24 protein-coding genes are annotated in these 21,208 nt (G+C 70.2%); 11 read left to right on the top strand and 13 right to left on the bottom strand.

Annotated elements, in window-relative coordinates:
* Positions 1–61 precede the first annotated feature (61 nt).
* Positions 62–679 (bottom strand): asparagine synthase, encoded by a 618-nt coding sequence (locus ACFY5A_RS08400; RefSeq protein ID WP_341940234.1) that lies wholly within the window; start codon positions 677–679, stop codon positions 62–64.
* A 134-nt stretch (positions 680–813) separates the two neighbouring features.
* Here ACFY5A_RS08400 and ACFY5A_RS08395 point away from each other — a divergent pair, with 134 nt between their 5' ends.
* On the top strand, positions 814–1,653 hold the full coding sequence (locus ACFY5A_RS08395) for an SDR family NAD(P)-dependent oxidoreductase (protein ID WP_387233129.1): 840 nt from the start codon (positions 814–816) through the stop codon (positions 1,651–1,653).
* Position 1,654: 1 nt separating this feature from the next.
* On the opposite strand, the gene ACFY5A_RS08390 is transcribed toward ACFY5A_RS08395, so the two are convergent.
* From ACFY5A_RS08390 to ACFY5A_RS08355, 8 genes are all read right to left on the bottom strand, one after another.
* Positions 1,655–2,512, bottom strand: coding sequence for a hypothetical protein (locus ACFY5A_RS08390; RefSeq protein ID WP_387233126.1), 858 nt, complete (start codon positions 2,510–2,512; stop codon positions 1,655–1,657).
* 5 nt (positions 2,513–2,517) lie between these two features.
* A complete protein-coding gene (locus ACFY5A_RS08385) occupies positions 2,518–2,763 on the bottom strand; it encodes a hypothetical protein (RefSeq protein ID WP_387233124.1) in 246 nt (81 codons plus the stop codon).
* Positions 2,764–2,837: 74 nt separating this feature from the next.
* On the bottom strand, positions 2,838–5,075 hold the full coding sequence (locus ACFY5A_RS08380; RefSeq protein WP_387233121.1) for a heavy metal translocating P-type ATPase: 2,238 nt from the start codon (positions 5,073–5,075) through the stop codon (positions 2,838–2,840).
* A gap of 9 nt (positions 5,076–5,084) precedes the next feature.
* Positions 5,085–5,294 carry a heavy-metal-associated domain-containing protein gene (locus tag ACFY5A_RS08375; protein WP_181155899.1) on the bottom strand — a complete coding sequence of 70 codons (210 nt, stop codon included), beginning with the start codon at positions 5,292–5,294 and terminating at the stop codon, positions 5,085–5,087.
* 103 nt (positions 5,295–5,397) lie between these two features.
* Positions 5,398–6,054 (bottom strand): GntR family transcriptional regulator, encoded by a 657-nt coding sequence (locus ACFY5A_RS08370; protein ID WP_341940238.1) that lies wholly within the window; start codon positions 6,052–6,054, stop codon positions 5,398–5,400.
* Between the two features lie 131 nt (positions 6,055–6,185).
* Complete coding sequence (locus ACFY5A_RS08365; protein WP_387233117.1) at positions 6,186–6,827, bottom strand: NADPH-dependent F420 reductase; 642 nt, start codon at positions 6,825–6,827, stop codon at positions 6,186–6,188.
* Positions 6,828–6,865: 38 nt separating this feature from the next.
* Positions 6,866–7,795, bottom strand: a complete 930-nt coding sequence (locus tag ACFY5A_RS08360; RefSeq protein ID WP_387233114.1) for a GNAT family N-acetyltransferase — start codon at positions 7,793–7,795, stop codon at positions 6,866–6,868.
* 36 nt (positions 7,796–7,831) lie between these two features.
* Positions 7,832–9,070 carry a low temperature requirement protein A gene (locus ACFY5A_RS08355; protein WP_387233111.1) on the bottom strand — a complete coding sequence of 413 codons (1,239 nt, stop codon included), beginning with the start codon at positions 9,068–9,070 and terminating at the stop codon, positions 7,832–7,834.
* Between the two features lie 254 nt (positions 9,071–9,324).
* Here ACFY5A_RS08355 and ACFY5A_RS08350 point away from each other — a divergent pair, with 254 nt between their 5' ends.
* The gene (locus tag ACFY5A_RS08350; protein WP_387233108.1) at positions 9,325–9,675 is read left to right on the top strand and encodes a hypothetical protein; all 351 of its coding nucleotides are present in this window, start codon (positions 9,325–9,327) and stop codon (positions 9,673–9,675) included.
* 131 nt (positions 9,676–9,806) lie between these two features.
* On the opposite strand, the gene ACFY5A_RS08345 is transcribed toward ACFY5A_RS08350, so the two are convergent.
* The 3 genes from ACFY5A_RS08345 to ACFY5A_RS08335 are packed head-to-tail and all read right to left on the bottom strand — an operon-like array spanning position 9,807 to position 12,125.
* Positions 9,807–10,391, bottom strand: a complete 585-nt coding sequence (locus tag ACFY5A_RS08345; protein WP_387233106.1) for a putative glycolipid-binding domain-containing protein — start codon at positions 10,389–10,391, stop codon at positions 9,807–9,809.
* A gap of 10 nt (positions 10,392–10,401) precedes the next feature.
* A complete protein-coding gene (gene sufU, locus ACFY5A_RS08340) occupies positions 10,402–10,836 on the bottom strand; it encodes a Fe-S cluster assembly sulfur transfer protein SufU (RefSeq protein WP_341940244.1) in 435 nt (144 codons plus the stop codon).
* The gene (locus tag ACFY5A_RS08335; RefSeq protein ID WP_387233103.1) at positions 10,833–12,125 is read right to left on the bottom strand and encodes an aminotransferase class V-fold PLP-dependent enzyme; all 1,293 of its coding nucleotides are present in this window, start codon (positions 12,123–12,125) and stop codon (positions 10,833–10,835) included. Before ACFY5A_RS08335 ends, sufU begins: the two co-directional genes overlap by 4 nt.
* A 127-nt stretch (positions 12,126–12,252) precedes the next feature.
* On the opposite strand from ACFY5A_RS08335, the gene ACFY5A_RS08330 reads away from it, so the two are divergent.
* The 3 genes from ACFY5A_RS08330 to ACFY5A_RS08320 all read left to right on the top strand — a co-directional run bounded on the left by ACFY5A_RS08330 (position 12,253) and on the right by ACFY5A_RS08320 (position 14,347).
* The gene (locus tag ACFY5A_RS08330) at positions 12,253–13,134 is read left to right on the top strand and encodes an RNA polymerase sigma-70 factor (protein ID WP_387233100.1); all 882 of its coding nucleotides are present in this window, start codon (positions 12,253–12,255) and stop codon (positions 13,132–13,134) included.
* Positions 13,131–13,514, top strand: coding sequence for a hypothetical protein (locus ACFY5A_RS08325; RefSeq protein WP_341940247.1), 384 nt, complete (start codon positions 13,131–13,133; stop codon positions 13,512–13,514). Before ACFY5A_RS08330 ends, ACFY5A_RS08325 begins: the two co-directional genes overlap by 4 nt.
* 77 nt (positions 13,515–13,591) lie before the next feature.
* Positions 13,592–14,347 carry an SDR family oxidoreductase gene (locus tag ACFY5A_RS08320; RefSeq protein ID WP_341940248.1) on the top strand — a complete coding sequence of 252 codons (756 nt, stop codon included), beginning with the start codon at positions 13,592–13,594 and terminating at the stop codon, positions 14,345–14,347.
* 7 nt (positions 14,348–14,354) lie between these two features.
* On the opposite strand, the gene ACFY5A_RS08315 is transcribed toward ACFY5A_RS08320, so the two are convergent.
* Positions 14,355–14,735, bottom strand: coding sequence for a helix-turn-helix domain-containing protein (locus ACFY5A_RS08315; RefSeq protein WP_105674795.1), 381 nt, complete (start codon positions 14,733–14,735; stop codon positions 14,355–14,357).
* A gap of 87 nt (positions 14,736–14,822) precedes the next feature.
* Here ACFY5A_RS08315 and ACFY5A_RS08310 point away from each other — a divergent pair, with 87 nt between their 5' ends.
* The 6 genes from ACFY5A_RS08310 (at position 14,823) to ACFY5A_RS08285 (ending at position 21,204) form a co-directional block, all read left to right on the top strand.
* A complete protein-coding gene (locus ACFY5A_RS08310; protein WP_105674797.1) occupies positions 14,823–15,215 on the top strand; it encodes a nuclear transport factor 2 family protein in 393 nt (130 codons plus the stop codon).
* Positions 15,216–15,292: 77 nt separating this feature from the next.
* The gene (locus ACFY5A_RS08305; RefSeq protein WP_341940249.1) at positions 15,293–15,940 is read left to right on the top strand and encodes a LysE family translocator; all 648 of its coding nucleotides are present in this window, start codon (positions 15,293–15,295) and stop codon (positions 15,938–15,940) included.
* Positions 15,941–16,041: 101 nt separating this feature from the next.
* Positions 16,042–17,514 (top strand): pyridoxal phosphate-dependent decarboxylase family protein, encoded by a 1,473-nt coding sequence (locus ACFY5A_RS08300; RefSeq protein ID WP_387233095.1) that lies wholly within the window; start codon positions 16,042–16,044, stop codon positions 17,512–17,514.
* Positions 17,511–18,839, top strand: coding sequence for a lysine N(6)-hydroxylase/L-ornithine N(5)-oxygenase family protein (locus ACFY5A_RS08295; protein ID WP_387233092.1), 1,329 nt, complete (start codon positions 17,511–17,513; stop codon positions 18,837–18,839). Before ACFY5A_RS08300 ends, ACFY5A_RS08295 begins: the two co-directional genes overlap by 4 nt.
* Complete coding sequence (locus ACFY5A_RS08290; protein WP_387233089.1) at positions 18,836–19,417, top strand: GNAT family N-acetyltransferase; 582 nt, start codon at positions 18,836–18,838, stop codon at positions 19,415–19,417. The genes ACFY5A_RS08295 and ACFY5A_RS08290 overlap by 4 nt, the downstream gene beginning before the upstream one ends.
* Positions 19,414–21,204 (top strand): IucA/IucC family protein, encoded by a 1,791-nt coding sequence (locus tag ACFY5A_RS08285; RefSeq protein ID WP_387233086.1) that lies wholly within the window; start codon positions 19,414–19,416, stop codon positions 21,202–21,204. Before ACFY5A_RS08290 ends, ACFY5A_RS08285 begins: the two co-directional genes overlap by 4 nt.
* Positions 21,205–21,208 lie beyond the last annotated feature (4 nt).

Genomic DNA, 21,208 nt, shown 5'->3' with positions numbered 1-21,208 from the left:
GCCCGCTCAGCGGGCCGTGGAACAGCCTACAACAGTCTCCGCCGGAAAGCGAAACGGGGCCTCAGTCGCCCTTCGACGACCCCTTGGAGGCTTTCGCGGACTCCTTCTCGGCCGCCTTCTGCTGCTTCTTCCTGCGCTTCTCCTTGGCCCGCTGCTCCGAGGACAGCGCCTGCAGATCGACGAGCCTCAGCGCCTGCATCCGCGCCTCGCGCATGCGCTCGTAGTCCGGGTCCTGGTCGGGGCGCATCCCCTCCACCTTGAGGCGACGATCGAGGTTGTGGCGCACGTCGGCCCACGCGGCCTTGCGGGCCTCCTCGACGATCACGCCGAGCTCTTCGGGGTCTTCCATCATCTCGCGCAGCTTCGCGGCGACGCCGTGCGACTGCTTGGCTCTGCGCTTGAGGTTGCGCACATCGCGATCGCGGTAGTCGTGGGTGCCGACCGGGTCGGAATGCCGGCCGCGGGCGCGCTTGCGGAGGGCGTTCAGCGCCTTCTCCGACTCCTCGGCCTCCTCGGCCATCGCGCGGAGTGCCTCACGGGTGTCGGCGATGTACTTCTCGGTGTCGAACACGCCGTCCTCGGCGATCGTCCCGACGAGGATGTGGTTCTTCACGGCGAGGCGCGCGGCAGAGGTCGCGATCGCGACGCCCTCAGCGATGGCATCCGCAGTTCGTCCCACCGCAACCTCCTCTCTCACGAGCGTAGCGGTTCCCCTCCCCCGGCTGGTCGGTCAGAATGGATCACGATCAGGAACTCCCCGCCTGCGACGAAGCACGAGGGCGCACACCCGGAAACGCGCCAGGAGGAGGATGCATGCAGCGTCTCGCCCTTGCCGGAAGCACGACCGCCATCACCGGCGCCGCCAGCGGGATGGGCGCCGACATCGCGCGCCTGCTGGCCGCCTCCGGCGCGCATCTCGCACTCATCGACCACAACGCGGAGGCGCTGGATGCCGTCGCCGCCGAGCTCGCCGGCACGACCGTGACCACGCACGTCGTCGATCTCCGCGACGACGACGCCGTGCTCGCGGCATCCGCCGACATCGTCGCCGCCCACCCTCGGATCAACGCGCTGATCACCTGCGCCGGATCGTCGATGCTCGGCAGCCTCGAGCAGCTGACGATGGAGGAGATGCGCTGGCTCGTCGACGTGAACCTCTGGGGCACGGTGTCGATCACGAAGGCCCTGCTGCCGGCGCTCAGGGCGGCGCCGGCCGCGCACATCACGCACCTCGCCAGCGTCTACGCGCTGGCAGCGCCGGCGGGGCGGATCCCGTACTCGCTGAGCAAGTTCGCCGTCCGCGGCTTCTCCGAGGCCCTGCGGCACGAACTGGAGGGCACGTCGGTCACCGTCGGGGCGGTGTACCCCGCAGGCGTCCGCACGGGCATCATCCTGCACGGCCGCTATGCGGCCGCGATCGACCCGGCGGTGGCGGCGAGGGCGGCCTCGGCGCAGGCGGCGATGTACCACACCGAGCCTGCGGATGCCGCGGCGCAGATCGTCCGCGCGACCGAGCGGCGCCGCGCGCGCACGATGGTGGGCAGGGAGGCCGGGCTCATCGACGTGCTCGTGCGCCTCGCGCCGCGCTCCTACTGGAAGGCGATGCGGCGGCCGCTCCGCGAGGCGATCGACACGACGACCCCGATCTCCTGACTCAGCGGACCGCGCCGACCCAGATCCCCGACGCCCAGGCCTGCTGGTCGGCTTCGCATCCGACCGCCCCGGGGAAGCCTCGCACGACGGCCATGCAGTTCGCGAGGAACTCCGGGTCGCTGCCGAACATGGTCTGATATGTCGATGACGAGGTCAGCGCACCCCACACCTGGAACTGGTAGATGTGCGCGAGCTCGTGCGCCATGGCCCAGTTCAAGCGATCGGCGCTCCAGCCGACGATGCCGGCGCTGTACTTGATGTAGCCGTTGCTGTTGGCGCACGCCGCCGCGCTCCCGCCCGCGCACGAAGTCGACTCGTACAGACCGACCCCGGCACCGCCGACCCGGTCGAGCGCCGCGCGCACCCGTGCATAGCCGTCCGGCCCGCTCGACGACCACGCCGGTCCCCCTGGTCCGCTCCGGGCCGACTGGGCCGCCTGCCACGTCGCCACGTCGCCCGTCACCTTCGCCGTGAGCGCATGCACCGTCGCGGTCGCGGCCTGCACGACCGCGGGGTCCTTGCGCTCGGCCAGCACGGACTGCTGCGCCGACAGCGCCGAGGCCCTGGTCGCCGAGGTGTCGATCTTGCCCTCAGCACCGCTCAGCGCCGAGGTCAGCGCGGCGACCTCCGTGGTGAACGCGGGCCTGACGGCGAGCACGGCCGCCCTGTCCGCGGCATCCTTCTCCGCGGCATCGATCAACCCGTGCAGGTGGTCGGAGCGCCCCTGGGCGTCGTCCAGCGACGCCACGACGGCACGCAGCTGGGCGACGGTCTCCGCCCGCTCCGCATCGAGGGCGTTCGCCCGTCCGACGACGCCCGCGGCGACGACGACCGCGAGTGCCGCCGTGACCGCCAGCATCCGCCTCACTGCAGGAACCCCGTGACGTCGGAGAGCTGCGCGTCCTGCTCGGCGATCCGCGACCGCAGGGCCGCCAGCTTCTCGGACAGCCCGTGGTTCGCGGTCCGAAGCTCGGCGACCTCTCCGCGAGCATCCTCGACGGCGGTCTTGGCCTCCTGCAGAGCCGCCACGCGCTGCTGATCCGCGGACACGACGAGGACTCCGCCGCCGATCACCAGCAGCCCCCCGACGACCACCGCGATACTCCGCATCTCGCTCCCCAGAACGCATGACTTCCGGAAAGAATCCGTGTAGCGCTAAATATAGCTCCGCACCTGGGGCGCTCCTAGACCGTTCTCATCCCGGGCGCGGCGCTGCGGAACCGACGCAGTCGGAGGCTGTTCAGCACCACGAACACGCTCGAGAACGCCATGGCGGCACCCGCGAGCATCGGGTTGAGCAGACCGAGAGCCGCGAGCGGGAGCGCCGCGACGTTGTACGCGAGGGCCCAGAACAGGTTGCCGCGGATCGTGCCCAGCGTGCGGCGCGCGAGCCGGATGGCGTCGACCGCTCCCCACAGGTCGCCCCGCACGAGGGTCAGGTCGGATGCCTCGATGGCGGCGTCCGTTCCCGTGCCCATGGCGATGCCGAGGTCGGACGAGGCGAGAGCAGCGGCGTCGTTCACGCCGTCGCCCACCATCGCGACGACCCTGCCCTGCGCCTGCAGCGCGGCGACCTCGGCGACCTTGCCCTCGGGGAGCACGCCGGCGCGCACCTCGTCGATGCCCACCTGTGCGGCGACCTGCGTCGCGGCCGTCTCGTTGTCGCCCGTGAGCAGCACGGGGGTGAGGCCGAGGCCCCGCAGAGCCGCGATCGCGTCGGCGCTGCTGGGCCTGACCTGATCGGCGACGACGAGGATGCCGCGCACCGCACCGTCCCACGCGACGGCCACGGCCGTGCGCGCCTCGGACTCCGCACGCTCGAACGCCGCGGCGAGATCGGCCGGAAGATGCAGCGCCCAGTCGGCGAGCAGCGACGGGCGCCCCGCGATCACGGCGTGCGCGTCGACGACACCCGAGACCCCTCGACCCTGCGCGTTCTGGAAGTCGGACACGGAGGGGAGGTCGCCGAACTGCTCGACCGCAGCCCGCACGATGGCCTGCCCGATCGGGTGCTCGGATGCCTCCTCGACGGCGGCCGCCAGCCGCAGCACCTGCAGACGGTCTTCGCCGGCTGCGGGGACGACATCGAGCAGGGTCATGCGTCCGCTGGTCACCGTGCCGGTCTTGTCGAGCACGATCGTGTCGACGCGGCGCGTGGACTCCAGCACCTCGGGGCCCTTGATGAGCACGCCGAGCTGGGCTCCTCGCCCCGTGCCGACGAGGAGCGCCATGGGCGTCGCGAGACCGAGCGCACAGGGGCACGCGATGATGAGGACGGCGACGGCGGCGGTGAACGCCGCAGCGGCGCCGCCTCCTGCGAGGAGCCACACGGCGAGGGTCACCACGGCGATCGCGAACACGATCGGCACGAACACGGCCGATAGGCGGTCAGCGAGGCGCTGCGCCTCCGCCTTGCCCGACTGCGCCTCCTCGACGAGCTGCGCCATGCGAGCAAGCTGCGTGTCGGAGCCGATGCGCGTGGCCGTGACGAGCAGGCGGCCGCCCACGTTGACCGTGGCGCCGGTGACCGTGTCGCCCGGCGTCACCTCGACGGGGACGGACTCGCCGGTGAGCATCGAGGCATCCACGGCCGATGAGCCGTCCAGCACGATGCCGTCGGTCGCGATCTTCTCACCAGGGCGCACGACGAACACGTCTCCGACGAGGAGCTGAGACAGCGGCACCCGCGTCTCGACGCCGTCTCGGAGGATCGCGACGTCCTTCGCACCCAGCTCTCCGAGTGCCCGCAGGGCGGCGCCCGCGCGGCGCTTCGACCGCTGCTCGAGGAACCTCCCGAGCAACAGGAACATCGTCACTCCGGCGGCGACCTCGAGGTAGATGCTGCCGAGCCCGTCGCCGCGCTCGATCGTGAACCGGAACGGGTGGGTCATCCCCCACATGCCCGCAGTGCCGAAGAACAGCGCGTACAGCGACCACAGGTAGGCGGCCGTGACGCCGACCGAGATCAGGGTGTCCATCGTCACGGCGCGGTGGCGGGCGTTCAGCCAGGTCGCGCGGTGGAACGGCCAGGCGGCCCAGGTGACGACGGGGGTGGCCAGCACGAGCGACGCCCACTGCCAGCCGGGGAACTGCAGCGGCTCGACCATCGCGAGGACGATCACGGGGATCGCCAGCGCCGCGGCGACGATCAGGCGCAGACGCAGGATCCGATACGCGGCATCGGGCTCACCGTCGTCCTCCTCGCGCGGGAGCGCGGCGGAGTAGCCGGTGCGCACGACCTCGGAGATGAGGTCGTCGACGTCGATGCCCGGTGCGGCTTCGACGTGCGCCTTCTCGGTCGCATAGTTGACGGATGCCGTGACCCCGTCGATGCGATTGAGCCGCTTCTCGATGCGCGACGCGCACGACGCGCACGTCATGCCGCCGATCTCGAGATCGTAGGTCGCTCCTGCGCCTGCCATGATCGCCCCTCAGGCGCGCGCGGCGCGGTAGCCGGCCTCGTCGACCGCGGCCAGGACGGCCGCGTCGTCGAGCGCGGAATCGGAGGTCACGACGAGCGTGCCCGATGCGGCGCTGACCTCGATGCCCGTCACTCCGTCGAGCTTGGCGACCTCGCTCCGCACCGAGCCCTCGCAGTGTCCGCAGGTCATCCCGGTGACGGCGTAGGTGGTGGTGTTCATGATGTGCTTCCTCTCGGCAGTGTCCCGAAGGTCGGAACCTATACCCCCTAGGGGTATCTACCTATCGACAACGATACGCCCGAACCGGCTATTCCCGCAAAGCTCAGATCGCGTAGGCGACGTTCCCGAGACGCGCCTCCGCAGCCGCCTGGCCGGACGCCAGATGCTCCGGAACGAGTCGCCGGAGAGCCTCGACGTCACGCGCGGCCACCGCGTCGAGGAGGACGCGGTGCTCTTCGGCCATGGCCAGCAGGTCGTCATGCTGACCGAACAGCCACCTCAGCCGCGTGACGAAGACGCCGATGAGCTCGGCGAGCATCGAGTTGCCCGCGAGGTCGGCGGCGACGCCGTGGAAGTGCGCTGCCGCGATGCGGGCGGCCTCGGCATCGCCCGCCTGCGCCGCGAGGAACTCGGTCTCGTAAGCGGCGCGCAGCCGGGAGAGCCCCTCATCGTCGTGGCGTTGCGCCGCGAAGACGAAGATCAAGGTCTCGATGGCCTCGCGGACCTCGCCGAACTCCTGGATGTCCTGGTGGGTGAACTCGCGCACCACGGCCCACCTGCGCGGCCTCGAGACGACGATCCCCTCGGCGACCAGAGCGCGGATCGCCTCGCGGACGGGCAGCCGCGAGACGTCGAGCTCGGCGGCGATGTCGCGTTCCACGAGCCGTGATCCCGGCGCCCGCCGCCCCAGGATGATGTCGTCGCGCAGCACGCTCGCCACTCGCACCGACTCGAGCTCGCCGGCCCCCGCCTCCGTCATGCTCGAATTCTCTCACCATGCGGAAGGCGACGGCAATCTGGTATTCCAACGGTGCGCATGGATCACCCACGCGGACACGAAGAAGGGCAGCGGATGCCGCAGCATCCGCTCCCCTTCGCACTGCCGCCCGCTCAGGGCAGGCGGTTCGCGATAGCCAGGTTCGCCCGTAGCTCATCGGCGTTCTGCCGGACGACATACGCCGGACGGTCGCGCTCGACCCGCCAGGACTCGCTGAGCGGACCGACGTTCACCGCGTCGAATCCGATCTCGTCGTAGAAGCGCGTGACGAAGGCGACCGCCTCCGCGTCGTCTCCGGCCACGGCGAGCGCACGACGGTTCTCCGAGCCCGCCGGAGCGCCGTCGGACGTGATGTCCGCCGCGAAGATGTGGTTGAAGGCCTTCACGACCCTGGACGTCGGCAGGTGCCGCTGGACGATCTCGGATGTCGTCGTCTCACCCTTGTCGAGCGCCTCGATGCGCCCGTCGCGCTCGAAGTAGTAGTTGTTGGTGTCGAGCACGATCTTGCCGGCGAGAGGCTCGACGGGGATCTGGTCGATGGCGCGCAGCGGCACCGTCACGACGACCGCGTCACCCGCCTCGCCCGCTTCGACCGCCGTTCCGGCCTTCGCACGCGGACCGAGGTCCGCGACGAGGTCGGCCAGCGTCTCAGGTCCGCGCGAGTTGGCGATCACGACGTCGTACCCGTGCGCCACCGCGACGCGCGCGATCTGACTGCCGATGTGTCCTGCACCGATGATTCCGAGAGTTTTCATGCAGGGGGAAACCTCGCGGCCCTCCATGTATTCCCGTCTCAGAGATCAAGGAAATACGACTCCTCGACGCGTCGGTACCCCAGCCGCTCGTAGAGCTCGATCGCACCGGTGTTGAAGCCGAAGACGTGCAGTCCGACCGAGTCGGCCCCGAACGCCCGGGCCTCCCGCTCGACGGCGAGCATGAGCGCCCGCCCGTATCCCCTGCGTCGCTGGTCGGCCGCCACCTCGATGTCGAGCACGAAGGCGTGCGGGCGGTCATCACGCAGGCGCGCGCCGATCCACAGGACCCCGACCTCGACCCCCTCGACGGATGCCGTGAAGAACGACTGGCCCGCCGAGTCGAGCCCGTCGGGGAGCTCGAGCTGCATCTGGCGATGGGACTCGGCGACCGCCTCCTCGGGGGTGTAGCGCCCGGAGTCGACGAGGTCTCCGGCGAACGCCGCCTCCGAGGCCTCCGCGTACCCGGGGAAGCGCTCGGCCGTCATGGGTGAGACCACGACGTCGTCTTCCGCGGCGCGCTCTGGCAGGGGTTCGAGGACCATCTGGATCGAGGCGAGGGTGAATCCCCTCCCGGCGATGAGTGCGTGGCCGGCCTCGTCCTGCGGGAAGAGCCCGGCGCTGAGCCGTGTGGCGCCCTGCTGACGGGCGATGACCACGATCTCCGCGAACAGCTCGTCGGCGTGGAACACGTCCTCGACCGCGAGCTCGAGGACGAAGAGCTTCTCCCCCGCCAGCGCGAGCCACAGCGTGCCGAGCTCGCGAGCGCCCTCGGTGATGACGAGGACGCGGGCGGCCGGCGAGTCGACGCCCTCGGGGAGCACCTCCGCGAACACGCGCGCGGCGTACTCGACGGCATCCGCTCCGACCCGGTAGCCCGAACGCCGGGAGCGCTCCACGAGCCGCACCTCGGCAGCAGCCCTCCACTCGTCGAACCGGTCGGCGGGCAGAGGAGCGAGCTGGATCGACATGACTCCATCATGTCGCGTCATGCCGTCGAGCGGACGTCAGGCCCTCGCCCGAGCCCCCTTCTTCACCGCCGCGTCGAGCTGTGCATCGAGCACACGCCAACCACCGAGCTCGAACGAGAGCACGATCGCAACCGGAGACATCACCACGATCAGCAGGCAGGCCCATAGCGGCCAGCCGACGGCCGCCAAGATCATCGCGACCACCGGAAGGGCAATCTCCGCCGACTGCATCGGGGTGTTCTTCGGCAGCGCGGAGACCAGCCAGGCGTGCAGCAGGTAGAGCGTGACCATGAAGATCAGCACGGGCACCGCGATCGAGGAGATCGCGACGAGAGTGCTCACGTGATAGTGCTCGTCGTAGACGTAGCCGATCACGTGCAGCCCCGCGCCGACCGCGGCGATCGACGCGAACAGCAGGATGTGCCCATACCCCCACACGAGCGCCTTCGACCGGCGGACCGCGAGGATCGGCGCGCTCGGCACGAGGAAGTAGACCCACCACAGCGCGAACGCCATCAGGACGCCGAGGCCGACGACCATGACCGACGAGACCGTCCAGCCCTCCGCCGCCGTGATCGACTGCGCCGCGGCGAGGGTTCCGAAGACCGTCTCCCCGAGAGCGATGATCGTGAGCAGGGCGTGCCGCTCGGCGATGTGGTGCGGATGCCACGGCGTCGCTCCGCCTCCGTAGTGGGCGCCCTTCGCCTCCGCGAGGATCGGGCTCGACCAGTCGATCGCGAGCACCACGATCGCGGCGAGGACGAAGCCGAGCGGATCGAGCGGGAGGAAGATCAGCAGCACCCATCCGACCTGCGCGATGCCGATCGACACGGCGTAGGTCTTCGCGACCGCGCGGTACTTCGGGTTGCCGTGCGCCGCTCTGAGCCACTGCGCGATCACGGCGACGCGCATCACGACGTAGCCGGCGACCATGACCTCGTTCTGCACGGGCTGCCCGCGCTCGATCGACGCGAACATCGTCGGCAGGCCGATCGCGAGCACGATCACTCCCGCCATCTGCACCATCGTGAGCACGCGGAACAGCCAGTCGTCCGTGTCGAACGCCGACGCGAACCACGAGTAGTTGATCCAGGCCCAGATGATCGCGACCATCGCGAAGGCGAACGCGCCGATCCCGGCGAGGATGTCGCCGTGGGCGATGGACGATGCGAGCGCGTTGCCCGCGACGCCGAAGGCCGCGACGAAGGTGAGGTCGAACAGCAGCTCCAGCGGCGTCGCCGCGCGATGCGACTCGGTGGAGTCGCGCCCCGTCATGCGCCTCAGGCGGTGTCGGTAGTAGCTCGGTGTGGACAAGATGAAACCCCCAGATGCCCCCGTGTGTGGGAACACGATACTGCGACTCCGGATGCCTGGTCACGCGGACCACGCTGTCCAGTCCGCCGCAGGGCGCGGATAGGCGAACTGGCCGGCAGCGCCACACCTCGGCCACGCCTCTCCTTGACTACCATCGGTCCCAGACTGACCAGCATCAGTCTTCGGAGACCACGAAGAAGAGGATTGAAAAGTACATGGGCGTTTCCGTCTACTACTCGCTTGCCCGCGAACGCCCACTCACTCCCGACGAAGCGCATGCTCTCAACACCGCATTCGACGGGGCGGCGCTGCCGAGCGGCACCGAGCCGCTGGCGTTCTACGACGAACCCGAGACCGTCGTGAGCACCGACAACTGGGAGCTTTCCGGCTCGAGCAAGCTCCCGTCCAATCTCTTCACGGCGCCGCGTGCGGTCAAGAAGTTGCTCCGAGGGCTTTCCGCCGCCAGGCGCGCCGTCCCGGACGCCGACTGGTCAGTGCAGCTCGACGACGAACCAGTGGCATGGAACACCGAAACCACGGAGTACGACCTCAACCCGTCACGCTGACGGATGCGCACAGCTCGTCATGCGCGAGCGTCGCACACTGAAGGCCACCAGCTTCTTAGACTGTCCCCAAGTCGCACCGTAGATACACACGACACTCGCAGTGCCGCGCGCGGCCGCGAGAGGACGGCGAGCTAGGAGTCTCTGACCGCGATGCCGGGGTAGGCGAGGACGAGACCCGCCGCGTCGTATTCGAGGTCGCACGCGAAGTCGAAGGTCGACGATTCGTAGTGGAAGATCGCCCTCTCCTCCACCGCCTCGATCAGCGTGTAGCGCTGCTCGAGACGCTCGACGCGCAGATCCTCCGCCCTGACGAATGCCGCGGGGACGTCGACGCCCACGCCCTCTGTGAAGTCGATGCGATGCACGGGGAGGGTGTTCGTCACCGCGGAGGACTCGAAGTCGATGTCGACACAGCCGTCGAGATCGGGGCGGAGCAGCCCGTCGACCCGCCACCTCCCGTCTGCGTCACGGTCGATCGCGACGCCGCGCCGCCCTGCCTCGGTCCTGGTCATGGCCCGCACGGCGACCGTCCTCCACGCGGCATCCACCGTCACCTCGTAGTCCACGGCCCACAGAGCTGACGACTCGTTCGCCGAGGTGCTGCCCGAGAGGCGGAATCCACCGTCGGTCTCGTGCGCGAAGAAGGCGACCTCGAAGCCGCGCCTGGCGCCCTGATGCTGCCAGCTCGCGCCCGCAGGAAGGGGCTCCCGTCTCATGTCCGGCTCCTCAGCTCTTGGCGAGCGCATCCTCCGCGGCGACCCAGGCGAGCATCGCGCACTTGACCCTGGCGACGTACTTCGAGACGCCGCCGAGCGCCGCGGCGTCGCCGAGCAGCTCCTCGTCGGGGAGGATCTTTCCGCGGGAGCGCATCGCCTCACGGAAGGAGGCGATGCGCATCTCCAGGTCGTCCACCGTCAGCCCCTCGGCGAGCTCGGACAGCAGAGAGGCGGATGCCTGCGAGATCGCGCAGCCGTGCCCCTCCCAGGCGATGGCCTCGACCGAGCCGTCGGCCGCCCGATGCACCTGCAGGGTGATCTCGTCGCCGCAGGTGGGGTTGAGCTGGTGCGACTGCGCCGCGATCTCGCCGCGCAGCCCGAAGCCGTGCGGGGTGCGTGAATGGTCGAGGATCAGCTCCTGGTACAGGTTCTGCAGGTCGCTCATGCGCCCCTCCGGAAGAAGTCGATGGCGCCGGCCGCGCCCGCGATGACGGCGTCGATCTCGGCATCCGTCGTGTAGAGATAGGTGCTCGCCCTCGTCGACGAGGTGATGCCGAGGCGGCGGTGCAGCGGCTGCGCGCAGTGGTGGCCCACGCGCACCGCGATGCCGAGGTCGTCGAGGTACTGCCCGACATCGTGCGAATGGATGCCGTCCACGTCGAAGCTCGCGAGACCCACGCGCGGCAGGTCGATGCCGGCGCCGAGGACGCGCACGCCCTCGATCTCGCTCAGCCCGTCGACGAGACGCGCACCGAAGGCGGCCTCGTGCGCGGCGATGCGATCCATGCCCACCTCGGAGAGGTAGTCGACGGCCGCGGCGAGCGCGATCGCCTGCGAGACGCGCTGCGTGCCCGCTTCGAAGCGCTGCGGCGGCGGCAGGTACTCGGCCTCGGTCGTCGTGACCGTCGTGATCATGGAGCCGCCGGTGAGGAACGGGGGCATGGCCTCCAGCAGCTCCCGTCGTCCGTACAGCGCGCCGATGCCGGTCGGCCCGAGCATCTTGTGCCCGGAGAGCACGGCGAAGTCGACGTCGAGCGCCTTCACGTCGAGCGGCAGGTGGGGCGCCGACTGGCAGGCGTCGAGGAGCACGAGCGCGCCGACGGCCCTGGCGAGCGCGACGAGCCGGTCCACGGGGTTGATCACGCCGAGCACGTTCGAGACGTGCGTGAAGGCGACGATCCTCGTGCGCTCGGTGATGAGCTCGGCGGCGACATCGAGCCGCAGCGCGCCGTCGTCGTCGAGCGGGACGACCTTGAGCGTCGCTCCCGTGCGCGCGGCGAGCTCCTGCCACGGGATGAGGTTGGCGTGGTGTTCCATCTCGGTCGTGACGATCTCGTCGCCCGCCCGCAGGCGCACGCGCTCCGCGGCCGCTCCCCCGCGTCCGAGCGAGGCGTTCGAAATCGAGTACGCGACGAGGTTGATCGCCTCGGTGGCGTTGGAGGTCCAGACGATCTCGTCGTCGGAGGCCCCGACGAACCGGGCCACCGTCGCGCGGGCGTCTTCGAACAGCTCCGTCGCCTCGGCCGCGAGGGTGTGCGCGCCGCGGTGCACGGCGGAGTTCATGGTCGACGCGAACTCGCGCTCCGCGTCGAGCACCGCGAACGGCCGTTGTGAGGTCGCTCCGGAGTCGAGGTAGGCGAGCGGGTGCCCGTTCACCTCGGACTGCAGAATCGGGAAGTCGGCGCGCAGACGCTGCACCTCGGCCTCGGTCAGCGGGGCGATCGATCCGGTCATCCTTCTAGCTTCTCACCTGGCGCTGTGTGCGAGGGTCGTGTCACGGATGCCGGGGGCATCCGGTCAGAGCTGACGAGGCGTGCGCGCGACCGGCGGGCGTACCCTGGATCGACGAGACGAGGGGCCGATGACGGAGGGCGATCTGGACGAGGCCGTCGCCGTGTTCGACGCCCAGCGACGGCGACTGTTCGGCATCGCGTATCGGATGCTGGGGACGGTGGCCGACGCCGAGGACATGGTGCAGGAGACCTGGATCCGCTGGCAGCGCGCCGATCGCTCCGGCATCCGGGAGCCGGCGGCGTTCCTCGCGACGATCATCACCAGGCTCTCGATCAACGCCCTGCAGTCGGCGCACGCGCGTCGGGAGACGTACATCGGACCGTGGCTGCCCGAACCGGTGAACACGGACGACGACCCGACTCTCGGAGCCGAGACGGGCGAGGCGCTGCAGTACGCCGTGCTGATCCTGCTCGAGAAGCTCAGCCCGACCGAGCGGGCGGCCTACGTGCTGCGGGAGGCGTTCGACTACCCGTATCCGCGCATCGCGGAGATCATCGCGACGACGGCCGTCAACGCGCGTCAGCTGGTGAGCAGGGCGCGCGCCCACCTCTCCTCCGCCCGGAGGACGACGGCGAGCGCGCACGAGCAGCGCCGTCTGCTGGAGGCCTTCGTCACGGCCGCCCAGCGCGGCGACGTGGACGCGCTGGAGAGCCTTCTCGCGGAAGACGTCGTGAGCCGCACCGACGGCAACGGCGCGAAGCTCGCCGCACGCATCCCCGTCGCGGGACGCAGCAGGGTGGCGGCGTTCATCGCCGCGTTCTCCGGGCACTTCTGGACCGGAAAGCAGGTCGGCTGGGTCGAGGTGAACGGCCAACCGGCCGCGACCCTCGCCGTCGACGGTGATGTCACCACCCTCGTGACGATCACGGCGGGCCCCGACGGCATCGAGCAGCTGTTCTGGGTCATGGCCCCCGACAAGCTCCGCAACGCGGAGCCGACCAGGGCATGACGTCTCGGCGGATGCCGGCGTGGTGGCGGCGTCGCAGCCGGGACGCACCGGATGCCGCGCTGATGCAGAGACTGGCCGCCGCGATCACCGCCGGGGATGCGACGAGCATCGGAGACCTGCTCGCCGCCGACGTCACCCTGATCGTGGACGGCGGTCCGGCGGGGACTGGCGGGGAGATCGTCGGCCGTGATGCTGTGGCGGGCGCGCTGCTCGTCTGCTCGACGGACATCGCCGTCGTCGGGATCAACGGAGCGACGGGGCTCGTCGTGCGCCGAGACGGACAAGCCGTGGCGGCCGTGTGCGCGTCGGCTCGACGCGGTCTCCTCGTATCGGTGTGGTCGATGCGCGATCCGGAGAAGCTGCGCCGGTTGCGCGGCTGAACCTGTCACACCCGCGCACGTCATCCGGTCACAGCTGGGGAGCGCACCACTCGGTGCGTCGCAGAGAAAGGCTGGACATGGCAAAGATCGTCGTCATCGGGGGCACAGGACTCATCGGGTCCAAGGTCGTCTCGAAGCTCACCGCGCACGGCCACGAGGCGGTCGCCGCCTCGCCGGGCACCGGCGTCGACTCGATCACCGGCGAGGGGCTCGCCGAGGCGCTGGACGGCGCCGACGTGGTCGTCGACGTCACGAACTCCCCGTCGTTCGAGAAGGATGCGGTGAGAGAGTTCTTCACGACCTCGACCGCGAACCTCCTCGCCGCGGAGAAGGCCGCGGGGGTCGGCCACCACGTCGCCCTGACCATCGTCGGCACCGACCGTCCGCAGGACATCGACTACTTCCACGCGAAGGCGGCGCAGGAGGCCCTCATCGCCGAATCGGGGGTCCCGTACTCGTTCGTGCACGCGACGCAGTTCTTCGAGTTCATCGGCAGCATCGCGGCCACCGTCGCGGCGGGCGCCGAGGTGCGGCTGCCCGGCGCGCTGATCCAGCCCATCGCGGCGGACGACGTCGCGACGGCCGTCGCCCGCACCGCCGTCGGAGCCCCGTTGAACGGCGGCATCGAGATCGCGGGTCCTGAGGTGTTCCCGATGGACGAGTTCATCCGTCGAGGGCTCGCGTTCCGCGGAGACGACCGCGTCGTCGTGCAGGATCCGGATGCGCAGTACTTCGGGGCGCACATCGAGGAGCGCACCCTGCTCCCCGTCGAAGGCGCGCAGATCTTCCCGACGACGCTCGCGGAGTGGCTGCCGGAGAACCCGCCGCGCTGATCGCGGCTCAGCGGTCGCCGAGCACCCGCTCGTCGACCGCTTCGTCGTAGCGGTCCTGCGCCGCGAGCACATCGTCGACGTGCGACTCCGCCCACACCTGCAGCGCCTGCAGCGGCTCGTGGAGGGTCGCGCCCAGCGGGGTGAGCGCGTAGCGGACGTGGCCGTCGTCGTCGGTCGTCCGCTCGATCATCCCGTCGCGCTCCAGTGCCCGCAGCGTATCGACGAGCACCTTCTTCGCGATGCCCTCGACCCGTCGATGAAGCTCGCCGAACCGCAGCGGCTGCTCGTGCAGGAGCACGACGATCATGGCCGTCCACTTGTTGGCGATGCGCGCGAGCGAGGTGCGAGAGGGGCATCGGGCCGAGAAGACGGTCCAGTCGGTGGGCATCCGCCGCTCCGTTCGGTGACGTTGAGGTGACCAGCCCTCGCTGGAGACGCTGGATGCCCAGAGTAACGGGCCACAGGGAGGTTCATCATGTCGGCAATCGACGTCGTCGGACAGTACGGGGCGGCCATGGCCGCCGGAGACATGGAGGCGCTCGCGGCGACCTTCGGGGCGGATGCCGTGTGGCATCAGCCGGGATCGAACCAGCTGTCGGGAGATCACGTCGGTCCCGCGGCCATCGTCGCCCACCTGGGCCGGTTCATGCAGCTCAGCGGCGGGACGTTCGCCCTGGAGCCGGAATCGGTGACGGAGAGCGGCGACCTCGTCTCCATGACCGTGCGGTTCCGCGCGCGACGCGACGGGCAGGACGACCTCGATCAGCACGGCGTCGACGTCTTCCGCGTCGCGGGCGACCGGATCGTCGAGGTGTGGTTGATGAGCGAGGACCAGGCCGCGGAAGACCGCTTCTGGGACGCAGCCTGACCGAGAGCGGGCGGCCGATCGGGCCGCCCGCTCTCTCCCCCGCCACGGAACGACGCGAGAGGCTCTAGGCTCTCCTCATGTTCAGCGCCGAGACCCTCACGAGCTTCATCATCGCGGCGTTCATCATGGTCGTGATCCCTGGGCCCACGGTGCTGTTCACGATCGGACGCGCGATGGCGCTCGGCCGACTCGGCGGCTTCCTCAGCATCCTGGGCACCGCGCTCGGGTCGCTGCTCCTCGTCGGCGCCGTCGCTCTCGGTGTCGGGACGATCATCGCCCAGTCGGTCGTGCTGTTCACGATCGTCAAGGTGCTCGGCGCCGGCTACCTCGTGTTCCTCGGCATCCAGGCGATCAGGCACCGGAAGGATGCGGCGGGCGCCATCACCGGCGTGCAGCCGCGGAGGTCGGGGATCCGCGTGCTCGTCGAGGGCTTCGTGGTCGGCGTGAGCAACCCCAAGTCGATCGCGTTCTTCCTCGCGATCCTTCCGCAGTTCGTCGATCTGCACACGGGCTCGGTGCCTCTCCAGCTCTTCGTGCTCGGTGCGATCACCGTCGCGATCGGGGTCTCCTGCGATGCGATCTGGGTGCTGCTCGCGAGCGCGGCCCGCGACTGGTTCGGCCGCTCTCCGCGCCGACTCGAGGCGATGGGCGCCACGGGAGGCGGCCTCATGATCGCCCTCGGGGCCTTCCTCCTGGTGTGGAGCGAGAAGCCCGCGACCGCCTGAGCGCTCGCGTCCTCGTCGTCGCCGTCGGTGTGCGACGATTTATGACTGCGTCCATAAACTTCTTTATGTAGGATAGGCAATCCTAACTAAGGAGTCGATTCGTGCCTGAGCTGCTCACCTCGTCCACCGCCGATGTCTACCGCTCGCTGATCGCCCGCACCACCTCGCGGGTCGCCGACAGATTCGCCGAGACAGCGCAGCCCGCGTCCGGTGCATCCCGCGTCGAACTGCAACAGCTCGTGGATGCCGTCGACCTCACCGGATCGGGCATCGGCACCCCCTCCGCGATCCGGGAGATCGACGAGCTGTTCCTCGCCCACGCGGTGTGGTTCCACCACCCGATGTACGCGGCCCACCTGAACTGCCCCGTCGCGCTCCCCGCCGTCGCGGCGGAGTCGGTCCTCGCGGCCGTGAACACCTCGGTCGACACCTACGACCAATCCGCCGTCGGCACGCTGATGGAACGGCGCCTCATCGAGCTCGCGACCGGCTGGGCCGGGTTCTCCGCGGGCGACGGGGTCTTCACCTCCGGCGGCACCCAGTCGAACCTGCACGCCCTCTTCCTCGCGCGGGAGGCCGCGCTGGCCATGCTCTCCTCCCCCCGCTCCGAGGCGATCCCGCGACTGGTCGTCCTCGCCACGGCATCCAGCCACTTCAGCGTCGGCAAGTCCGCACTGCTGCTCGGACTCGCGGAGGACGCGGTGATCGAGGTCGCCGACGACGGCGAGGGACGGATGCTGCCCTCCGCCCTCGACGCTGCCCTCACCGCGGCGAGCGCCGCCGGCCGCGTGCCGATGGCGGTCGTCGCGACGGCCGGGACCACCGACCGCGGCGTCATCGACCCGCTCGCGCTCCTCGCCGACGTCTGCGAGACCCACGGCGTGTGGATGCACGTGGATGCCGCGTACGGCGGCGGCCTGCTCGTCTCGCCGCGTCGCCGGCACCTGCTCGACGGCATCGAGCGGGCGCGGTCGGTGACCGTGGACTTCCACAAGAGCTTCTTCCAGCCGGTGTCGTCGAGCGCGATCCTCGTCCGCGAGCCGCGCGATCTCGCCGCCGGCGCATGGCACGCCGACTACCTGAACCCCGTCGAGAACGAGGAGCCCAACCAGGTCGACAAGTCCCTGCAGACGACGCGCCGCTTCGACGCGCTGAAGCTGTGGGTGACGCTCCGCGCGATGGGCGCCGACGGCGTCGGCGCCCTCTTCGACGAGGTGATCGACCTCGCGGCATCCGTCGGGGATCTCGTCGAGGCCGACCCCGACCTGGAGCTCGTCGGTCGCACACAGCTGAGCACGGTGCTCTTCCGTGTCCGCCCGGACGGTGCCAGCCCGGCCGCGCAGGACGCGCTCGTCGCCGGTGTGCGACGCGTGCTGTTCGAGTCCGGCCGCGCGCTCGTCGCGAAGACCGTGATCGACGGCCGCCCCTGTCTGAAGCTCACCCTGCTGAATCCCGAGACCACCCTCGACGACGTGCGGGCGATCCTCGGCATGGTGAAGGATGCCGCGGCGGCGCTCGCGGGGATGTCCGCCGATCTCGACGACGCCCTCGTCGGGGCGGAGGCCTCGGCATGAGCGCGCACGTGCACGACATCGTCGGCGTCGGCATCGGCCCCTTCAATCTCGGCCTGGCGTGCCTGGCGGATCCGCTCGGGCTGGACGCCGTGTTCCTCGACCGCGCCGACGGCTTCCGGTGGCACCACGGCATGATGATCGAGGGCGCGACGATCCAGGTGCCATTCCTCGCCGATCTCGTGACGATGGCCGACCCCACCTCGCCGTTCTCCTTCCTCAACTGGCTGAAGCAGTCGGGCAGGCTGTATCCCTTCTACATCCGCGAGAGCTTCTACGCACTGCGCGCCGAGTACGACGCCTACTGCCGCTGGGCGGCCGCACAGCTCCCCCAGCTGCAGTGGAACAGCGAGGTCGTCGCCGTCGAGCACGATCCGGCCGACGATGTCTACGTCGTCCGTGCGATGCGCACCGACACGGGCGAGGAGCGCACGCTGCGCGCCAGGCACGTCGTCGTCGGCGTCGGGACCAGGCCCCGGGTGCCGCAGGCGCTGCGCGACGTCTCGGGTCATGCCGTGCACAGCTCGGAGTACCTGGAGAACCGCGACGCGCTCAGGGCCACCGACTCGATCACGGTCGTGGGCAGCGGCCAGTCCGCGGCCGAGATCTACCGCGACCTTCTGGAGGGCGCCCGCGACGGCGGATACCGGCTGGACTGGATCACCCGTTCGCCGCGGTTCTTCCCGATGGAGTACACGAAGCTCACGCTGGAGATGACCTCCCCCGAGTACACCGACCACTTCCACTCGCTCCCCATCGCCTTGCGCCAACATCTGGGGCGCGAGCAGCGGAGCCTGTACAAGGGCATCTCCGCCGACCTCATCGACGACATCTACGACACCCTCTACCGGCTCAGCGCCGACGGGCCGGTGCCGACCACGCTGCTCACCGACACCGAGGTGACGGCGGCGTCGTGGGACGGCACCCGGCACCGCCTCACCCTGCAGCACGGACAGCTCGGCGAGGAGCACGAGCGGGAGACCGCATCGCTGGTGCTCGCGACCGGATACTCGGCCGAGACGCCGCCGTTCCTCTCCGGCATCGCCGACCGCCTCGACTGGGATGCGCTGGGCAGGCTCGACGTCGCACGCGACTACAGCGTCGACGGCGGCCGCGGGCGCGTCTTCGTGCAGAACGGCGAGGAGCACACCCACGGCCTCACCGCGCCCGACCTCGGCTTCGGGGCGTGGCGCAACTCGTCGATCCTCGCCTCGATCACGGGGCGCGAGGTCTACCCGATCGAGCGTCGCATCGCGTTCCAGGACTTCGGCATCCCCGCGGATGCCGGACGCGCGCCGGCGCTCCACGCGGGGGAGGTCGCACGATGAGCGTCGCGACGGACCTCGACATCACCCTGATCCCCGCCGACTCGCGGCGCGACGCCGTCGTGCTGCAGAGCTGGCTGTCCGATCCGCACTCGGCGTTCTGGGGGATGACCGCTCTGGATGCCGCGCAGGTCGAGGAGTACCTCGCCTCCGTGACGACCGCGCCGGGACAGCAGGCATGGCTGGGGCTGATCGATGGCGCCCCCGCGTTCTACGCCGAGACCTACGACCCCGCCCGCGTGCTGCTGACCGAGGTGCATGAGGCGGCGCCGGGAGACCTCGGCATGCACGTCCTCATCTCCCCGCCCGGAGCCGTCACGCGGCACGGTCTGACCGACGCCGTGTTCGCCGCGGTCATGACGTGGTGCTTCGACGGACTCGGCGCGACGCGGGTGGTGGTCGAGCCCGACGTCCGCAACGAGAGGATCCGCGCGAAGAACGTGCGGGCCGGCTTCCAGGAGCTCGGCGAGGTCGTCGTCGACGAGGGCGGTCACCTCAAGACCGCGATGCTGTCCACCTGCACGCGGGAGGCCTTCGCGGCATCCGCGCTCGCCTGCCTCGACCGAGGGGAGCGCGCATGATCGCGCCCGCCGACCACCTGACCCCCGACGCCCTCGAGCGCGCGCAGCGCCACCTCGTGGCGAAGGCCATCGCGGAGTTCGCCCACGAGCGGCTCATCTCCCCTGAGCGCCGCGACGACGGCGGCTGGCGCCTCACGGTTCCCCTGGGCGACGCCGAGTACCTGTTCGACGCCGTCCGTGCAGAGCTCGACCACTGGATCGTGGATGAAGACAGCATCCGCCGTCTCGTCCGCGGGACGGCGACGGATCTCGACACCCAGCAGCTGATCCTGGAGCTGCAGCCGCAGTTGGGCCTCTCCGACGAGCTGCTGCCGCTCTACCTCGAGGAGATCGCCTCCACGCTGGCCGGCTCGATGTTCAAGATCGCGCAGGGCGGGCCGACGGCGGATGCTCTGGCCGACGCCGACTTCCAGACCGTCGAGGCGGCGATGACCGAGGGCCACCCCGGGTTCGTCGCCAACAACGGGCGCATCGGCTTCGGCGTCTCCGACCATGCGGCGTTCGCCCCGGAGGCAGGACGCCCGTTCCATCTGGTGTGGACGGCCGCGCGCCGCTCCTCCTCCCACCTCGCGCTCGGCACCGGGATCGACGAGGAGCAGCTGCTGTCCGGTGAGCTGAGCGCCGCGGAGCGCGACCGGTTCGCAACGCGTCTGCGCGACCTCGGCGAGGACCCGGCCGACTTCCACCTGCTGCCGGTGCATCCGTGGCAGTGGGAGAACCGCGTCACGATCACCTTCGCCCCCGACCTCGCCCGCCGCGACCTCGTGCTCATCGGGGAGAGCGAGGACGAGTACCGCGCCCAGCAGTCCGTGCGGACGATGTTCAACATCTCCCACCCGCACCGTCACTACGTGAAGACCGCTCTGGCCGTGCAGAACATGGGCTTCCTCCGCGGCCTCTCCCCCGCCTACATGCGCGTCACTCCGGCGATCAACGACTGGGTCGCCGAGCTCACTGCGGGCGACGACACCCTGCGGGACGCCGGCTTCCGGGTGCTGCGCGAGCGCGCGTCGATCGGATACACGGGCGACGCCTACCACCGCACGGCGGAGCCGTCGGCGCATCGGAAGATGCTCGCGGCCCTGTGGCGGGAGAGCCCCGTGCCCCTGGCCTCCGGTTCGCAGAGGCTGGCCACCCTGGCTTCGCTCCTGCACCGCGACGGAGAGGGCCGCTCGGTCGTCGGAGCACTCGTCCGCGCCTCCGGCATCCCCGCGGCGGAGTGGGTCCGCAGCGTGCTGCGCGCCTACCTTCGTCCGGTCGTGCACTGCCTGCTCGCGCACGACCTCGCCTTCATGCCCCACGGCGAGAACCTCATCCTGATCCTCGACGAGCACGTGCCGACCGGGGTGTTCATGAAGGACATCGGCGAGGAGGTGGCGCTGCTCTCCGCGCGCACGCTGCCGGAGGATGTGCGGAGGATCGTCTCCCCCGTCGACGACGAGGAGAAGGCGCTCGCGATCTTCACCGATGTCTTCGACGGGGTGCTGCGCCATCTGGCCGGGATCCTCCACGTCGACGGGGTGCTCCCGGAGATCGAGTTCTGGCGGCTCGTCGCGGAGACGGTCGACGAGCACGCCGCCGAGCATCCGGAGCTGGAGTCCCTGGTCGATCTGCGTGCGGACTCGTTCGCGCACTCCTGCCTGAACCGGCTGCAGCTGCGCAACACCCTGAGGATGGTGGACCTCGCCGACCAGTCCTCGTCGCTGATGTACGCGGGGCGGCTGAAGAACCCCATCGGCCGTGCGCGCATCCCGCAGCCCGCTGCACGGGAGACCGTGGGAGGCTGAGCGG

The organism is Microbacterium sp. NPDC012755 (genome assembly GCF_042901325.1).
In the GTDB taxonomy this organism is placed as follows: Bacteria; Actinomycetota; Actinomycetes; order Actinomycetales; family Microbacteriaceae; genus Microbacterium; species Microbacterium natoriense.
Note: the sequence above shows the minus strand (reverse complement) of the source record. Positions and strands in the feature narration are given on the sequence as shown.

Bases quoted from the DNA above. Each gene is read 5' to 3' on its own strand.
- ACFY5A_RS08395 (WP_387233129.1), top strand. From the start codon at position 814: ATGCAGCGTCTCGCCCTTGCCGGAAGCACGACCGCCATCACCGGCGCC.
- ACFY5A_RS08390 (WP_387233126.1), bottom strand. From the start codon at position 2,512: ATGCTGGCGGTCACGGCGGCACTCGCGGTCGTCGTCGCCGCGGGCGTC.
- ACFY5A_RS08385 (WP_387233124.1), bottom strand. From the start codon at position 2,763: ATGCGGAGTATCGCGGTGGTCGTCGGGGGGCTGCTGGTGATCGGCGGC.
- ACFY5A_RS08380 (WP_387233121.1), bottom strand. From the start codon at position 5,075: ATGGCAGGCGCAGGAGCGACCTACGATCTCGAGATCGGCGGCATGACG.
- ACFY5A_RS08375 (WP_181155899.1), bottom strand. From the start codon at position 5,294: ATGAACACCACCACCTACGCCGTCACCGGGATGACCTGCGGACACTGC.
- ACFY5A_RS08370 (WP_341940238.1), bottom strand. From the start codon at position 6,054: ATGACGGAGGCGGGGGCCGGCGAGCTCGAGTCGGTGCGAGTGGCGAGC.
- ACFY5A_RS08365 (WP_387233117.1), bottom strand. From the start codon at position 6,827: ATGAAAACTCTCGGAATCATCGGTGCAGGACACATCGGCAGTCAGATC.
- ACFY5A_RS08360 (WP_387233114.1), bottom strand. From the start codon at position 7,795: ATGTCGATCCAGCTCGCTCCTCTGCCCGCCGACCGGTTCGACGAGTGG.
- ACFY5A_RS08355 (WP_387233111.1), bottom strand. From the start codon at position 9,070: ATGACGGGGCGCGACTCCACCGAGTCGCATCGCGCGGCGACGCCGCTG.
- ACFY5A_RS08350 (WP_387233108.1), top strand. From the start codon at position 9,325: ATGGGCGTTTCCGTCTACTACTCGCTTGCCCGCGAACGCCCACTCACT.
- ACFY5A_RS08345 (WP_387233106.1), bottom strand. From the start codon at position 10,391: ATGAGACGGGAGCCCCTTCCTGCGGGCGCGAGCTGGCAGCATCAGGGC.
- sufU (WP_341940244.1), bottom strand. From the start codon at position 10,836: ATGAGCGACCTGCAGAACCTGTACCAGGAGCTGATCCTCGACCATTCA.
- ACFY5A_RS08335 (WP_387233103.1), bottom strand. From the start codon at position 12,125: ATGACCGGATCGATCGCCCCGCTGACCGAGGCCGAGGTGCAGCGTCTG.
- ACFY5A_RS08330 (WP_387233100.1), top strand. From the start codon at position 12,253: ATGACGGAGGGCGATCTGGACGAGGCCGTCGCCGTGTTCGACGCCCAG.
- ACFY5A_RS08325 (WP_341940247.1), top strand. From the start codon at position 13,131: ATGACGTCTCGGCGGATGCCGGCGTGGTGGCGGCGTCGCAGCCGGGAC.
- ACFY5A_RS08320 (WP_341940248.1), top strand. From the start codon at position 13,592: ATGGCAAAGATCGTCGTCATCGGGGGCACAGGACTCATCGGGTCCAAG.
- ACFY5A_RS08315 (WP_105674795.1), bottom strand. From the start codon at position 14,735: ATGCCCACCGACTGGACCGTCTTCTCGGCCCGATGCCCCTCTCGCACC.
- ACFY5A_RS08310 (WP_105674797.1), top strand. From the start codon at position 14,823: ATGTCGGCAATCGACGTCGTCGGACAGTACGGGGCGGCCATGGCCGCC.
- ACFY5A_RS08305 (WP_341940249.1), top strand. From the start codon at position 15,293: ATGTTCAGCGCCGAGACCCTCACGAGCTTCATCATCGCGGCGTTCATC.
- ACFY5A_RS08295 (WP_387233092.1), top strand. From the start codon at position 17,511: ATGAGCGCGCACGTGCACGACATCGTCGGCGTCGGCATCGGCCCCTTC.
- ACFY5A_RS08290 (WP_387233089.1), top strand. From the start codon at position 18,836: ATGAGCGTCGCGACGGACCTCGACATCACCCTGATCCCCGCCGACTCG.
- ACFY5A_RS08285 (WP_387233086.1), top strand. From the start codon at position 19,414: ATGATCGCGCCCGCCGACCACCTGACCCCCGACGCCCTCGAGCGCGCG.